Origin of the sequence: Wenxinia marina DSM 24838 (genome assembly GCF_000379485.1) — a bacterium.
Taxonomy (GTDB): Bacteria; Pseudomonadota; Alphaproteobacteria; order Rhodobacterales; family Rhodobacteraceae; genus Wenxinia; species Wenxinia marina.
Genome location: NZ_KB902276.1, coordinates 14027 through 26318, shown reverse-complemented (window position 1 = coordinate 26318; position 12292 = coordinate 14027). Strand labels below are relative to the sequence as shown.

The following is a 12292-nucleotide window of genomic DNA, read 5'->3' as shown; positions in this document are numbered from 1 at the left end:
CGAAGCCGAACATCGAGCGGCGACTGAGGCAAATTGCGGAGAATCGGCGGAAGTTGCTTGATCTCCTCGAATCGGGGGTGGAGGCAAGTGTTATCCGAGACCGACTTCTCAACCTTGACGGGGAGGAGCGCACTCTCAAGATCAAGCTGAGCCAAGCGCCCGAGCCGACAAAGTTCGATCCTGAAGATGCCCTCGAGAGGTATCGTTCGGCAGTCGCGAACCTTCTTTCAGCCACGACTGAAGACAACTACGCATATGCGCGCGAAGTCATGTGCGCGATCCGCGACCTTGTCGATGAGGTTGTCATCTATCCGCCGAACGATCCGCAAGGACGAGACGTCGAGTTGGCCGGTGATATCGAAGCGCTTTTTCGGCTCGATGGGGGTAGTCCGACACCCCCCGACCAGACCAGCCGCAGCATGCATGACTCGCTTGGTATGGAAGCGATGGTGCCCGGGGGCGGAATCGAACCACCGACACGAGGATTTTCAATCCACTGCTCTACCCCTGAGCTACCCGGGCGCCGGGGACGGGCCGGTGTGCCGGCCGTCGGGTGCGGGCCTCCTACGACAGGCGGAGGGGGGTGTCCAGCGGGATTTCCGCCTGCCGCGACGGCGGTGCCGGATCAATGGCGCGGGGGGTCGTCCTCGTCGCCCGGAAGGTCGGTCTGGCCGCCCGTCGGCGGCTCGTCGGTCGGGATGCGGTAGCGGCCGCCGAGCCAGCGGGCGAGGTCGACGTCGGCGCAGCGCTTGGAGCAGAAGGGGCGGAATTTCGGTTCGGCCGGCTGGCCGCAGATGGGACAGGCCATCAGAGCGCCTCCAGGATCGGGGCGAGCGCCGGGCGCTCGCGCTTGCGGCTCAGCTCGAAGAGTCCCATCGCGGTCCAGCCGACGAGGGACGTCTCGATCGGGTCGTTGCGGAACGAGGCCCGCAGGGATTGCTCCACCTGCTTGCGGTGCGCCTTGGACACCGGCGCGAAGTCCACGACCACCTGCCCGCCGAGGCCGCGCAGGCGCAGCGCCCGCGGCAGCATCCGGGCAGCGGCGAGGTTCACCTTCAGCGCGGCGGCGGGCGAGCCGTCGGCGCCGGTGTTCACGTCCACCGCGACGAGGGCGCGGGTCGCCTCGACCACCATCGACCCCTCGCCCAGCGCCACCTCGCCGCCGCCCAGGCGATCCAGCTCGTCCAGCACGCCCTCGCGGGCGAAGCCGCCGGGCTCGGTCACCACGTCGCCTGCGTCCCACTCGCGCCAGGCCAGCGCGTGCGGCGCGTCGCCCTCGGTCAGCGCCTCGGGCTCGCGACCGTCCGCGTCGCCCTCCACCGCCTCGGCGAGGGCGCGCATGGCGGCGATGTCCTCGGCGACCTCCCCCGCCTCGGCAGCTTCCGCGGCGGAGCGCAGGATCAGGCCCATGTCCGAGCCGTCCATCCCCTCGTGGCCGAGGCCGTGGAGCCGGTCGCGGGCGTCGTCGTCCGCGATGCGGCGGCTGACGTTGATGCCGGGGGCGCCGGGGGTGACGATGGCGTAGCGGCTCTTGAACAGGAGGCGCTGGGTGACCGGCACGGCCTTGCCGGGCTCGGCGATGCCGGTGACCTGCACGAGCAGCGGCTGGCCCGGCGACAGGCCCTTGGCGCCGCGGAGATAGGCGCTGTCGCCGCCGGGCAGGCGCAGGAACATGCCCCCCTGCCCCTTCACCGGCCGGTCGCAGATGCCACGGAAGATCGCGCCGACGCGCGGCGCGGCGTCGTCGTCGACCAGCAGGTCGTCGAGCTGGCCGTCGACCATCAGCGCGGCGGCCTCGCGGCCGGCGACGTGGTCGAGGACGATGCGGCGGCCCTTCATGGCTCTCTCCTCTCCGGGCTCCAGAGAAGGTAGCCCGCGGCGGTCAGCAGGTGCGCCGTCTCGGCCAGCGGAAGCCCGACGACGGCGGTGAACGAGCCCGATATCCACGGGATCAGCGCGCCGGCAGGACCCTGGATGCCGTAGGCTCCGGCCTTGCCCTGCCAGTCGCCGGTGGCGAGGTAGCCGGCGATCTCGGCCTCCGACAGTCGCTTCATCTGCACGCGGGTCTCGACCGCACGCTCCCAGACGCGCTCCCCGCGGCGCACGGCGACGGCGGTGATGACGCGGTGGCGGCGACCGGAGAGCGCCGACAGGAAGGTCCGCGCCTCGCCCTGGTCCGCCGGCTTGCCGAGGATGCGGCGGCCGAGCGCCACGGTGGTGTCGGCGCACAGGACGATGTCGCCCTCGCCCGCCACCACGGCCGCCGATTTCTCGCGCGCGATGCGGCGGACGTAGTCCCGCGGCACCTCTCCGGCGCCGGGCGTCTCGTCGATGTCGGGGGGGCGCACCTCGTCCGGCACCACGCCCAGCTGCGCCAGCAACTCTCGCCGGCGCGGACTGGCCGAGCCGAGGACGAGGCGCGGGACTCCGGCCGAAGCCGGTGTCACCTGAAGCGGTAGTTGATCCGACCCTTGGTCAGATCGTAGGGCGTCATCTCGACCTGCACCCTGTCGCCCGCGAGCACGCGGATGCGGTTCTTGCGAAGTTTGCCCGCCGTGTGCGCGATGATCTCGTGGCCGTTCTCCAGCTCGACCCGGAATGTCGCGTTCGGCAGGAGCTCCTTCACGACGCCGGGAAATTCGAGCAGTTCTTCCTTGGCCATGTGATCTCCAGAATGATCCAGTTCCGCACGATCTGCGGATGGGGACGGCATATGGCCCCGTCCGGTCCCGATTTCAAGCATGTAAACGACGGCCGGCCCCGTGCCGAGGCAGGGGACCGGCCGTGCCGCAGCATGTTCCGCGAAATATCTGGGAACGCTGCTGCGTCCCTGTCGTTGGGCAAGTGTCAGCCTACTCAACTTTCAGGGAGACGTCTGAAATGAACGTTACCATCCGCAATTTGCTGGTGTCCACGGCCCTCACCGTGCCGATGGCCGGTGTCGCCTTCGCGCAGGACAGCGAGAGCGAAGTCTGCAACCAGCTCGCCCAGGCCATCGAAGAGGGGCGCCTCGAGGGCATCGAGCTCAACGTCGAGGACGTCGAGGCGGCCGTTGACGACGGCAACGTCGAGCAGTGCGAGATCTACTTCGCGCAGCTGGAGCAGGGCACCCAGACCGACGCCGAGACCACCACGACCGAGACCCAGTCGGCCGACGCCGAGCTCGAGGTCGAGACGACCGGCGAAGAGACCGACATGGCCGAGGCGACCGCGGTCGACAGCGAGACGGCGACCGTCACGCTGCAGGACCAGGCCACCATCGCCGGCACCGTCTACCTCGAGCAGACGCCGCCGAACGTCGACGTCCAGGGCGGCAACGCCGAAGTGGACGTGAGCGCGGCCTCCCCCGAGGTGACCGTGCGCGAGAACCAGGCCGAGATCGTGGTCCGGCAGGCGGCGGCGAACATCACCGTCGACATGCCGCAGCCGACCATCCGGATCGAGCAGCCCGCGCCCGAGATCATCATCACGATGCCCGACCCCAGCGTCGACGTCGCGAACGTCCGGCCGCAGGTGGACGTCCGCCAGGCGCCGCCGACGATCACGGTGACGCAGGCCCAGCCGCGCGTCGATCTGGAGCTTCAGGCGGTCGAGGACGGCGAGGAAGGCGGCTTCGACGTCGCCAACCGCACCACCGGCGAGAGCTACCAGATGGGTGAAGCGTCGGACGAGGCCCGCGAGGTCGCCGACGCCAACGTCACCCAGACCGAGAACGAGCCGGTCGTGAACTACCTGGACGCCGACGACCAGCAGGCGAACGTCAGCATCGAGCGGCAGCAGCCGAGCGTGCGTGTCGAGAGCGCCGAGCCGAACGTCCAGTTCGCCTCCAGCGGCGAGCCGAGCGTGGAGTACGTCCAGTCGGGCGACGCCACCGTGACCTTCCAGCAGGCCGCCGCCGGCGACGCGCAGGCGACGGAAGAGGGTGACGAGACCCAGATGGCCTCGGACATGTCGGACGAGGACATGCAGGAAGGTGACGCCACCGACGAGGCCGTCGCCGCTGCCGACGCGGCCGCGACCGAGGCCGACCAGGCTGCGGACGAGGCCGAGCAGGTCGCCGACGCCGCCGCGCAGGACGTGGAGCAGGCGACCGAAGAGGCCGGCCAGGAAGTCGCCGAAGCCGGTGACGAAGCCGAAGCCATGGCCGAAGACGCTGGTCAGGAAGTCGCCGAGGCCGGTGACGAGGCCGAGCTGATGGCCGAAGAGGCCGGTCAGGAAACGGCCGAAGCGACCGGCTCCGCGGCCCCCGGTGGCCCGATGGTCGAGCGCGAGGGCTACATGCAGGCCGACTTCTCGACCATCCAGGCCGACACCCTTCTCGACCGCGGCATCTTCGGCGTGAACGACGAGCGGATCGGCGACATCGGCGACATCACCCTGTCGCAGGACGGTGCCATCGAGGCGATCATCGTCGAGGTCGGCGGCTTCCTCGGCATCGGCGAGAAGGACGTCGCCCTGCCGTTCGAAGAGCTGACGATCCTGCAGTCGGACGACGGTTCGGACATCCGGATCTACGTCGACTACACGGAAGACGAGCTGGAGAACATGCAAGAGGCCGGCTGACCGGCCCGCTTTCTCTCCGAGACTTCGGGGCCGCCTTCGGGCGGCCCCTTCTTGCATGGGTCAGCCGGGAACGACCCGCTCGACGCGCAGGATGCGCGCCTGCTCCGGCCAGTGAGCGGCGTTGCCGACCTGCCCCTCGGTCCTGACCCGCGCGATGGCGGCAAGGTCCACCTCGGCCACCACCGCGCCGGGCACGTCGGTCTTTCCCTGCGCGAGGATCCCGTCGGCGGGCTGACCGAGGTCGGGCGGCACGAAAAGGGCTGCCCGGCCGGTCGAGACCTCCAGCAACTCGCACCCCTCCACCCGGCCCACCAGCGGCGACTGCACGACGAGGCACTGCCCCTCCACCGCCCGCGCCCGTGCCGAGACGCGGACCCGCGTCTGGCCCTGGGGCAGGTCGGTGCAGGACGGCACCAGGATCGCGTCCGCTCCCGCCTCCACCAGCGCCCGCGCCAGCAGCGGAAATTCCGAGTCGTAGCAGATCAGCACGCCGACACGGCCGAGCGGCGTCTCGAACAGGCGCAGATCCTCGCCCGGCACCATGTCCATCACCTCGCGCTCGTAGGGGGTGAGGATCAGCTTGTCCTGATGCGCCACCTGCCCTTCGGGTCCCACCAGCCACGCCCGGTTCACGACGCCCCGGTCCGTCTCCACGGGCCCAGACCCGGCCAGCAGCCAGCAGCCGTGCAAGGCGGCCACATGTACCGCCTGGTCCACCCACGCCCCGGCCCGCTCGGCCGCGAGGTCGCGCCACCCGATCTCGGACAGCGTCGCCGGCCCCGCCATCAGCGCCGCCTCCATCGCCGCGTATTCCGGCAGCACGACGAGGTCCGCCGCTGCAGCCCGCAGCAGATCGTCCATCTTCGTCTCGTGCGCCACCCAGCCGGACAGTCGCTCGCAATGGTAGGCCGTGGCCGCGATCCGCATGGTCAGAGCTCCCTCATCCAGAACTGCATCCGCTTCGCCGTCTCTCCCGGCGCGCCGAGGTCGCGCCAGCGATACCCCGCGATCGCACCCTCTATCGGCGCATAGCCCCGCCGACGCCAGAACCCATCGAGCGGACGGTACCCGGCCGGGCGCGCCGGATGATCCTCCGGCCGGACCACCGCGCAGAAGGCGGCCCAGCGCCGCCCCAGCGCCCGCGCATGAGCCTCGCGCGCGTCGAAGAAGGCGTGTCCGGCGCCCTGCCCCCGATAGTCCGGCAGCAGCACGCTCTCGGCACAGTAGAAGATGTCCGTCAGCGGGATCCCGGTCGCGGCGAGCGCGGCGCCGAACTCCGCCGCGTGGTCCTCCATCGGCGTGCCCGTCGCCGCGCCGACCAGGCGGTCCCCGTCGAACGCCCCGGCGACGACCGCGCCCGGGCTGTCCCGGTAGGCGGCGAGGTAGCGCCGCTCGTACCCCGGGTCGCCGTCGTAGAGGTAGGGCCAGTCGCGGAACACCGCGATCCTCAGCCGCGCCACGTCGTCCAGCGCCGCCTCCAGCCCCGGCCCGGTCAGCGTCTCGACGCGCAGCGTCAAGAGACCTGCCGCGTCCAGTCGGCGAGGTTGTAGTAGGTCGTCACCCGTGCGATCCGCCCGTCCCGCAGCGCGAAGAACGATCCGCCCGGCAGGCGGTAGCCCTGCCCCCGCGCCTCTGGCAGGCCGGGGTCGGTCTGCAGGTAGGTCCCATTCACCATGAACTCGGCCGCCCCCCGCGTGCCGTCCCCGCTCGCGAACAGGACCAGCTCGGTCAGCCGTTCGTCGTAGCAGCGCGCCATGTGCTCGCAGAACGCGGCGAAGGCGTCGCGCCCGGTCCGCACCTGCCCCTCGTTCACGTGGTGCGCCACGTCCTCGGTGAGGCAGTCCAGCATGGCGTTCGTATCCTTTGCGTTGAACGCCTCGAAGTAGCGCCCCAGCACATCCCTCGCGTCAGTCATCCCTGCCCTCCGTCGGCGGCCCGAACCTCTCGGTCAGGCGATCCACGATCATGTCCCGCGTCTTGCGGTAGGACGCCAGCCGCTGCTCGCGCCCTTCGCCGATCCCCGTCGGGTCGAGGATCGGCCAGTATTCGATGTCCAGCGCGGAATACCGCGTCAGTTCCAGCGCCCGCCGCTGGCTCGCCGGCGACAGCGCGACGACGAGGTCGAAGGAGGACAGGTCGTCCCCCCACTGCTCCATCTCGTCGAAGCTGCGGGTGCGGTGGCGCGACAGCTCCACCCCGATCTCGGCGCAGACGGCGATGGAGAAGCCGTCGATCTCGAGGTCGTTCTTCACGCCGGCGGACTGGATGTAGGCCTCGGTGCCGTAGAACTTCTTCATGATCCCTTCCGCCATCGGCGAGCGGACCGAGTTGTGGTCGCAGCAGAACAGCACGGATTGCGGCAGTGGCCGCACCCCGTCCGCCCTGCCCGACGCGTTCACCGCCCTATCTCCAGTGCAGGACGCAGATCAGCGTGAACAGCCGCCGCGCGGTCCCGTCGTCCACCTCTGCCTTGCCCTCCAGCCGCTCGATCAGCACCCGCGCCCCCTCGTCGTGGATGCCGCGCCGGGCCATGTCGATGGTCTCGATCTGGCTCGGCGGCAGGGTGCGGACGGCCGAGAAGTAGCTCTCGCAGATCTGGAAATAGTCCTTCACCACCTGGCGGAACGGCCCCAGCGACAGGTGGAACTCCGCCGCCGGATTCCCCTCTGCAGTCTTCACCTCCACCACCAGCCGCCGCTCGCGGATCGACAGCGACAGGTCGTACGGCCCGTCCGGCCCCGCCCGCCCGTCCCGCCCGGGCAGGAGAAACCTGTTCTCCTCCAGAAGGTCGAAGATCGCCACCCGCCGCTCCTGCTCGATCTCCGGCGTCGGCGGCGGCAGGTTCGCATCGTCGAGATGGATGGCGGCGATCCGGCTCACCCGGCCCTCCCTCTCAACGAGCCGCAAGTATCCTCGGGGGGAGTCCGCGTCAGCGGACAGGGGCGGAACGCCCCCCGGGACCGGGAGAATGCGCCGCAGGCGCGCGGCCGGATCACCGCCCGCCGCCGTCGTTGAGCCGCCCCAGCCGCGCCGTCACCGACGCCCCGTGCGCCTGCAGCCCTTCGGACGCCGCGAGCCGCTCCGCCGCCGGCCCGATCGCGGCGAGCGCGGCGGGGGTCATCTTCGCCAGGGTCGTGCGCTTGAGGAAATCCATCACCGACAGCCCGCTGGAGAACCGCGCCGACCGGGCGGTCGGCAGCACGTGGTTCGGGCCTCCAACGTAGTCGCCGATCGCCTCGGGGGTCCAGTGGCCGAGGAAGATCGCCCCGGCGTGCCGGATGGCGGGCAGCAGCGCCTCGGGGTCGGCGACGCAGAGTTCCAGATGCTCCGGCGCGATCCGGTCCGACAGGGCCGCCGCCTCGGCGAGGTCGCGCGCCACGATCACCGCCCCGAAGTCCCGCCACGAGGCGCCGGCAATCGCGGTCCGGTCGAGGCCCGGCAGGTGCCGCTCCACCGCCTCCGCCACCGCCCGCGCCGTCGCAGGGTCGGTCGCGATCACGATCGCCTGCGCGCTCTCGTCGTGCTCGGCCTGGCTGAGCAGGTCGAGCGCGATCCAGTCCGGATCGGCTCTGTCGTCGGCGATGACGAGGATCTCCGACGGTCCCGCGATCATGTCGATCCCGACCTTGCCGAAGACCCGCCGCTTGGCCGCCGCGACGTAGGCGTTGCCGGGACCGGTGATCTTGTCCACCGGCGGGATCGTCTCCGTCCCCCAGGCCAGCGCCGCGATCGCCTGCGCCCCACCGACCCGCCAGACCTCGTCCACGCCCGCCAGCCGACAGGCCAGCAGCACCAGCGGATTGACCGCGCCCCCCGGCGTCGGCACCGCGACGGCGAGCCGCTCCACCCCCGCCACCTTGGCCGGCACCGCGTTCATCAGCACCGAGGACGGGTACGAGGCGAGCCCGCCCGGCACGTAGAGCCCCGCCGCCGCGACCGCCGTCCAGCGCCAGCCGAGCTCGGCCCCGGCCGCGTCGGTCCAGCGCGCGTCCTGCGGCATCTGCCGCGCGTGATAGTCGCGGATCCGCTCCGCGGCGAGCTCCAGCGCCGCACGCTCCTCCGCCGGCACGGCGGCCGCGGCCGCGTCGATCTCGGCCTCGCCAATCCGCAGCCGGTCCGGCGTCAGCTCCATCCGGTCGAACCGCGCCGTCAGCTCGACCAGCGCCGCGTCGCCCCGGGCGCGCACGTCGGCGATGATCTCCGCCACCGCCGCGTCCACGTCCGGGCTGTCCTCACGCTTCATCGTCAGGAGGCGCGCGAAGGCGGCCTCGAACCCGGGATCGGACGTGTCGAGAAATGTCGGCATGGCGGCGCTCCTTCGGCCGGCAGAGATAACCGCCCCCCCGGCCCCCGGCAATGCGCCCCGCCCGCGCCACGCCGTCTGCCGCGATTCGGCGGAGGGTCAAGGACGCCGCAGGCGCCGGCGCAGCCGGGAATCCTTGACGCTCCGGCGAATCGCACCACGCTGGTCGAGGCGCGTTCAGGGCACACCTGCCCCTGAACCGCTTCCCCGGCAGCGATCCCGACCTCCCACCGCCGCCCCCGCTCCCGGCCGGAGCGCCCGCCCCGGGACGGCGGGCGGGGCGATGCGCGCAGCGCGAGCGTCGTCCGGCGTCCTGGCCCGTCAGTCCAGCCGCCGCACCATCGCGATCTCGTCCACGAACGCGCCGTCCACGTACAGCGCCCGCGGCAGCCGCGCATATTCCTCGAACCCGTGCCGGGCGTAGAAGGCGATCGCGCCGTCGTTGTCCTCGGCCACCGTCAGCTCCAGCTGCCGGACGCCGTCGGCGGTGGCCCGTTCCACCGCGGCGTCGAGCAGCGCCTCGCCCGCGCCCTGCCCGCGCAACGTGTCACGGACATAGACCGCGTGCAGGCTCGCCCGGTGACGGGCGTTGCCGCCCTTGTCCCGGTCGTAGGCCAGCAGCCCCTCCAGCCCCCGGTCGGTCCAGAGGCCGAAGATCACCCCGTCCTCGATGCGCCGGACATAGGCCGACAGCGGCAGCCCCTGCCAGTCGGCGAGGGTGGAGCCGTAGGCGCCCGGGTGCCGCTCCAGCGCCTCGAGGCGGACATAGCGGAAGGCGACGGCGTCGGCGGGGGTGAGCGGGCGGACCTTCACCCCAGCCTCCGCATCATCGACAGGTCGTCGAGGAATCCGCCGCTCTCGGTCCGGACCGACCGGACGATGCGGCCCGTCTCCTCGAACCCGACCTTGCGGTAGAAGGCGATGGCGCGCGAATTGTCCGAAGCGACCTCCAGCTCCAGCTGCAGGACGTCCACCGCCCGCGCCTCCGCCGTCAGGGCGTCGACCAGCGCGGCGGCAGTGCCGGTGCCCTGCGCCTCGGGCATCACCAGCATCGGCCCCACCTCCATCCGGTGCGCCCGCCGCCCCGGCGTCAGCCGCCGTCCGCCGATCACGCCGGTCAGCGCGCCGCCGTCCCGCGCGCCGAACATCCAGCCCGCCGCCAGCCGCTCGCGCGTCGCCTCGACGGGCCATGCCTCGGCCTCGCCGCGGGTCAGCAGGAAGGCGTCGGGAAACAGGTCCAGCCCGCGCAGGAACAGCGCCCGGTAGGCGTCCACGTCCTCCGGCCCGAGGCGGGCGATGTCAGGCATCGTCGTGGCTGGGTGCCCGGCCCGACGGGGCGCGGTAGGGGCGCGTCACGTCGCGCAGCACCACCTCCAGCGCCTCGACGTCCATCGCCACCTCGCCGTCCCCGGCGAGCGCCAGGGTCAGCGTCCCCTGCCCGTCCTCGCCCGGCGCGAAGCCGATCGACAGGACCGAAAGGACGGTGTCCGCGTCGCCCCGCGGCACGCCGGTCGAGCGGACCGCGGTCACGTCCTCGACCGCCAGGACCGAACGCACCCGCTCCCACCCGCCGCCGCGGCGGGACGCGCGCTCGGCATCCTCCCAGCGGAAGCGGTTGAGCAGCACCGCGAAGCGCCGTTTGCCCGGCTGCCAGACCATGTCGGACGCGACCAGCACCGCGTCCTGCACCAGCGCCGCGATCACCGTGAGATCCTCGGCGTCGAGCGCCTTCAGCCGCAGCGGCCGGTCGCCGGCATCCTCGAAGCGGGCATCCTCGGTCATCGGCCGGCCACCCGCTCGATCCGCGCGCCCACGGCCGACAGCTTGTCCTCGACATGCTCGTAGCCGCGGTCGAGGTGGTAGACCCGGTTTACCACCGTCTCGCCCTCGGCGGCGAGCCCCGCGAGGATCAGCGACACGCTGGCGCGCAGATCCGTCGCCATCACCGGCGCCCCCTTCAGCCGGGTGACGCCCCGCACCGTCGCATGTCCGCCCTGCACCTCGATGTTCGCGCCCATGCGCGTCAGTTCCGGCGCGTGCATGAAGCGGTTCTCGAATATCCGCTCCTCCAGCACGCTGGTCCCCTCGGCGGTGCAGAGCATCGCCATCATCTGCGCCTGCAGGTCGGTGGGAAAGCCGGGGAAAGGCTCGGTCGTCACGTCCACCGCCGCAGGACGGCCGTTGCGGCGCGCGACCCTGAGGCCGCGGCCCGTCTCCTCGACGCTCACGCCGGCGGCGTCCAGCTTCTCGGCGAAGGCGGCGACGAGGTCGAGCCGGCCGCCAAGGCACTCCACCTCGCCGCCCGCGATCACGGGGGCGAGCATGTAGGTGCCGAGCTCGATCCGGTCGGTGACGACCGGGTGCGTCGCGCCGTGCAGGCGGTCCACGCCCTGCACCTCGATCCGGCTGGTGCCGTCGCCGTCGATCTGCGCGCCCATGCTGCGCAGGCAGGTGGCAAGATCCACGATCTCGGGCTCGCGCGCCGCGTTCTCGATCAGCGTCGTGCCCTTCGCCAGCGTCGCCGCCATCAGCACGTTCTCGGTCGCGCCGACCGAGGGGAACTTCAGCGCGACCCGCCCCCCCTTGAGCCCGCCTTTCGCCCTGGCGTGCAGGTAGCCGTCGCGCAGCTCGATCTCGGCGCCCAGCGCCTCGAGCGCGCTGACATGGATGTCCATCGGCCGCGCCCCGATGGCGCAGCCGCCGGGCAGCGAGACCACCGCCTCGCCGGCGCGCGCCAGCAGCGGGCCGAGGACGAGGTTCGAGGCGCGCATCTTGCGCACGATGTCGTAGTCGGCGCGGGTCGAGGTCAGCGCGTGGCTGGACATCGCGATGACCTTGCCACCGGCGAGCGCCGACACCTCGGCGCCGAGCGAGCGCAGCAGGGTCGACATCGTCGCGATGTCGCTCAGGCGCGGCGCGTTGGTCAGCGTCAGCGGTTCGTCCGACAGCAGCGTCGCCGGCATCAGCGTGAGGCAGGCGTTCTTGGCCCCGGCGATCGGGATCTCTCCCTTCAGCGGCGCACCGCCCGTGACCACGATGGAATCCATGCCCTAGTCCTTCCTGCCCGTCTCCGGCGCCTGCCCGCCGTCGGCGTCGTCGTCGTCCGCGCCCTCGCGGGCCCGCGCCTGCGCCTTGCGGCGCGCGATGTTGGCCTTGAGCGCGGCCTTCAGCCGCGCCTCGCGCCCCTGCGCCTTCGGCGTCTCTCCGTCGCGTCCGCTCATCTCTCCGGGGTCTTATCCCGCGGCGCCCGCAGCGTCCAGCGACCCGACCCGGAGGCCCGCGGGACGACGCCGAAAACGGCTTGCGCTCGGGGGCGGAGATTGTAAAAGGCCCGGCATCGGCGCTGCGGTAGCTCAGTGGTAGAGCACTCCCTTGGTAAGGGAGAGGTCGAGAGTTCAATCCTCTCTCGCAGCACCATTTTCCCGG

General features: G+C 71.7%; 16 protein-coding genes and 2 tRNA genes. 2 read left to right on the top strand and 16 right to left on the bottom strand.

Features of this window, described 5'->3' with window-relative positions; all coding sequences use genetic code 11:
- Positions 1-447: 447 nt before the first annotated feature.
- The 5 genes from A37W_RS0100165 to infA form a co-directional block, all read right to left on the bottom strand.
- Positions 448-522: transfer RNA gene (locus A37W_RS0100165), tRNA-Phe, on the bottom strand.
- A 103-nt stretch (positions 523-625) separates the two neighbouring features.
- Positions 626-808, bottom strand: coding sequence for a DNA gyrase inhibitor YacG (locus A37W_RS0100160; RefSeq protein ID WP_018300991.1), 183 nt, complete (start codon positions 806-808; stop codon positions 626-628).
- The gene (locus tag A37W_RS0100155) at positions 808-1839 is read right to left on the bottom strand and encodes a ribonuclease E/G (protein ID WP_018300990.1); all 1032 of its coding nucleotides are present in this window, start codon (positions 1837-1839) and stop codon (positions 808-810) included. Before A37W_RS0100155 ends, A37W_RS0100160 begins: the two co-directional genes overlap by 1 nt.
- Positions 1836-2447 (bottom strand): Maf family protein, encoded by a 612-nt coding sequence (locus A37W_RS0100150; RefSeq protein ID WP_026198201.1) that lies wholly within the window; start codon positions 2445-2447, stop codon positions 1836-1838. Before A37W_RS0100150 ends, A37W_RS0100155 begins: the two co-directional genes overlap by 4 nt.
- Positions 2444-2662 (bottom strand): translation initiation factor IF-1, encoded by a 219-nt coding sequence (infA, locus tag A37W_RS0100145; protein ID WP_018300988.1) that lies wholly within the window; start codon positions 2660-2662, stop codon positions 2444-2446. The genes A37W_RS0100150 and infA overlap by 4 nt, the downstream gene beginning before the upstream one ends.
- Positions 2663-2880: 218 nt before the next feature.
- On the opposite strand from infA, the gene A37W_RS22590 reads away from it, so the two are divergent.
- Complete coding sequence (locus tag A37W_RS22590; protein ID WP_018300987.1) at positions 2881-4563, top strand: PRC-barrel domain-containing protein; 1683 nt, start codon at positions 2881-2883, stop codon at positions 4561-4563.
- Positions 4564-4623: 60 nt separating this feature from the next.
- Here the strand turns inward: A37W_RS22590 and A37W_RS20550 are convergent, their stop codons facing one another.
- The 11 genes from A37W_RS20550 to A37W_RS23970 all read right to left on the bottom strand — a co-directional run bounded on the left by A37W_RS20550 (position 4624) and on the right by A37W_RS23970 (position 12087).
- The gene (locus tag A37W_RS20550) at positions 4624-5490 is read right to left on the bottom strand and encodes a carbon-nitrogen hydrolase family protein (RefSeq protein WP_018300986.1); all 867 of its coding nucleotides are present in this window, start codon (positions 5488-5490) and stop codon (positions 4624-4626) included.
- Positions 5491-5492: 2 nt separating this feature from the next.
- Positions 5493-6080 (bottom strand): GNAT family N-acetyltransferase, encoded by a 588-nt coding sequence (locus A37W_RS0100130; protein WP_018300985.1) that lies wholly within the window; start codon positions 6078-6080, stop codon positions 5493-5495.
- A complete protein-coding gene (locus A37W_RS0100125) occupies positions 6077-6478 on the bottom strand; it encodes a ketosteroid isomerase-related protein (protein ID WP_040753178.1) in 402 nt (133 codons plus the stop codon). Before A37W_RS0100125 ends, A37W_RS0100130 begins: the two co-directional genes overlap by 4 nt.
- Positions 6471-6935: an arsenate-mycothiol transferase ArsC gene (locus A37W_RS0100120; protein ID WP_026198200.1), complete on the bottom strand. Its 465-nt coding sequence runs from the start codon at positions 6933-6935 to the stop codon at positions 6471-6473. The genes A37W_RS0100125 and A37W_RS0100120 overlap by 8 nt, the downstream gene beginning before the upstream one ends.
- A gap of 31 nt (positions 6936-6966) precedes the next feature.
- Positions 6967-7443 (bottom strand): UPF0262 family protein, encoded by a 477-nt coding sequence (locus A37W_RS0100115; protein ID WP_018300982.1) that lies wholly within the window; start codon positions 7441-7443, stop codon positions 6967-6969.
- Positions 7444-7555: 112 nt separating this feature from the next.
- Complete coding sequence (hisD, locus tag A37W_RS0100110) at positions 7556-8869, bottom strand: histidinol dehydrogenase (RefSeq protein ID WP_018300981.1); 1314 nt, start codon at positions 8867-8869, stop codon at positions 7556-7558.
- Positions 8870-9187: 318 nt separating this feature from the next.
- The gene (locus A37W_RS20545; RefSeq protein WP_018300980.1) at positions 9188-9679 is read right to left on the bottom strand and encodes a GNAT family N-acetyltransferase; all 492 of its coding nucleotides are present in this window, start codon (positions 9677-9679) and stop codon (positions 9188-9190) included.
- Positions 9676-10173 carry a GNAT family N-acetyltransferase gene (locus tag A37W_RS20540; RefSeq protein ID WP_018300979.1) on the bottom strand — a complete coding sequence of 166 codons (498 nt, stop codon included), beginning with the start codon at positions 10171-10173 and terminating at the stop codon, positions 9676-9678. Before A37W_RS20540 ends, A37W_RS20545 begins: the two co-directional genes overlap by 4 nt.
- Positions 10166-10648 (bottom strand): DUF2948 family protein, encoded by a 483-nt coding sequence (locus A37W_RS0100095; RefSeq protein WP_018300978.1) that lies wholly within the window; start codon positions 10646-10648, stop codon positions 10166-10168. The genes A37W_RS20540 and A37W_RS0100095 overlap by 8 nt, the downstream gene beginning before the upstream one ends.
- Positions 10645-11913, bottom strand: a complete 1269-nt coding sequence (gene murA / locus A37W_RS0100090; RefSeq protein WP_018300977.1) for a UDP-N-acetylglucosamine 1-carboxyvinyltransferase — start codon at positions 11911-11913, stop codon at positions 10645-10647. Before murA ends, A37W_RS0100095 begins: the two co-directional genes overlap by 4 nt.
- 3 nt (positions 11914-11916) lie before the next feature.
- Positions 11917-12087, bottom strand: coding sequence for a hypothetical protein (locus A37W_RS23970; protein ID WP_018300976.1), 171 nt, complete (start codon positions 12085-12087; stop codon positions 11917-11919).
- Between the two features lie 121 nt (positions 12088-12208).
- Between A37W_RS23970 and A37W_RS0100080 the strand changes: the two genes are divergently transcribed.
- A tRNA-Thr gene (locus A37W_RS0100080) sits at positions 12209-12283 on the top strand.
- Positions 12284-12292: the final 9 nt, after the last annotated feature.

Excerpts from the sequence above, each read along its gene's own strand:
- A37W_RS20550 (WP_018300986.1), bottom strand. The coding sequence starts at position 5,490 with ATGCGGATCGCGGCCACGGCCTACCATTGCGAGCGACTGTCCGGCTGG.
- A37W_RS20540 (WP_018300979.1), bottom strand. The coding sequence starts at position 10,173 with ATGCCTGACATCGCCCGCCTCGGGCCGGAGGACGTGGACGCCTACCGG.
- A37W_RS0100160 (WP_018300991.1), bottom strand. The coding sequence starts at position 808 with ATGGCCTGTCCCATCTGCGGCCAGCCGGCCGAACCGAAATTCCGCCCC.
- A37W_RS0100095 (WP_018300978.1), bottom strand. The coding sequence starts at position 10,648 with ATGACCGAGGATGCCCGCTTCGAGGATGCCGGCGACCGGCCGCTGCGG.
- A37W_RS0100155 (WP_018300990.1), bottom strand. The coding sequence starts at position 1,839 with ATGAAGGGCCGCCGCATCGTCCTCGACCACGTCGCCGGCCGCGAGGCC.
- A37W_RS22590 (WP_018300987.1), top strand. The coding sequence starts at position 2,881 with ATGAACGTTACCATCCGCAATTTGCTGGTGTCCACGGCCCTCACCGTG.
- A37W_RS0100125 (WP_040753178.1), bottom strand. The coding sequence starts at position 6,478 with ATGACTGACGCGAGGGATGTGCTGGGGCGCTACTTCGAGGCGTTCAAC.
- hisD (WP_018300981.1), bottom strand. The coding sequence starts at position 8,869 with ATGCCGACATTTCTCGACACGTCCGATCCCGGGTTCGAGGCCGCCTTC.
- A37W_RS23970 (WP_018300976.1), bottom strand. The coding sequence starts at position 12,087 with ATGAGCGGACGCGACGGAGAGACGCCGAAGGCGCAGGGGCGCGAGGCG.
- infA (WP_018300988.1), bottom strand. The coding sequence starts at position 2,662 with ATGGCCAAGGAAGAACTGCTCGAATTTCCCGGCGTCGTGAAGGAGCTC.
- murA (WP_018300977.1), bottom strand. The coding sequence starts at position 11,913 with ATGGATTCCATCGTGGTCACGGGCGGTGCGCCGCTGAAGGGAGAGATC.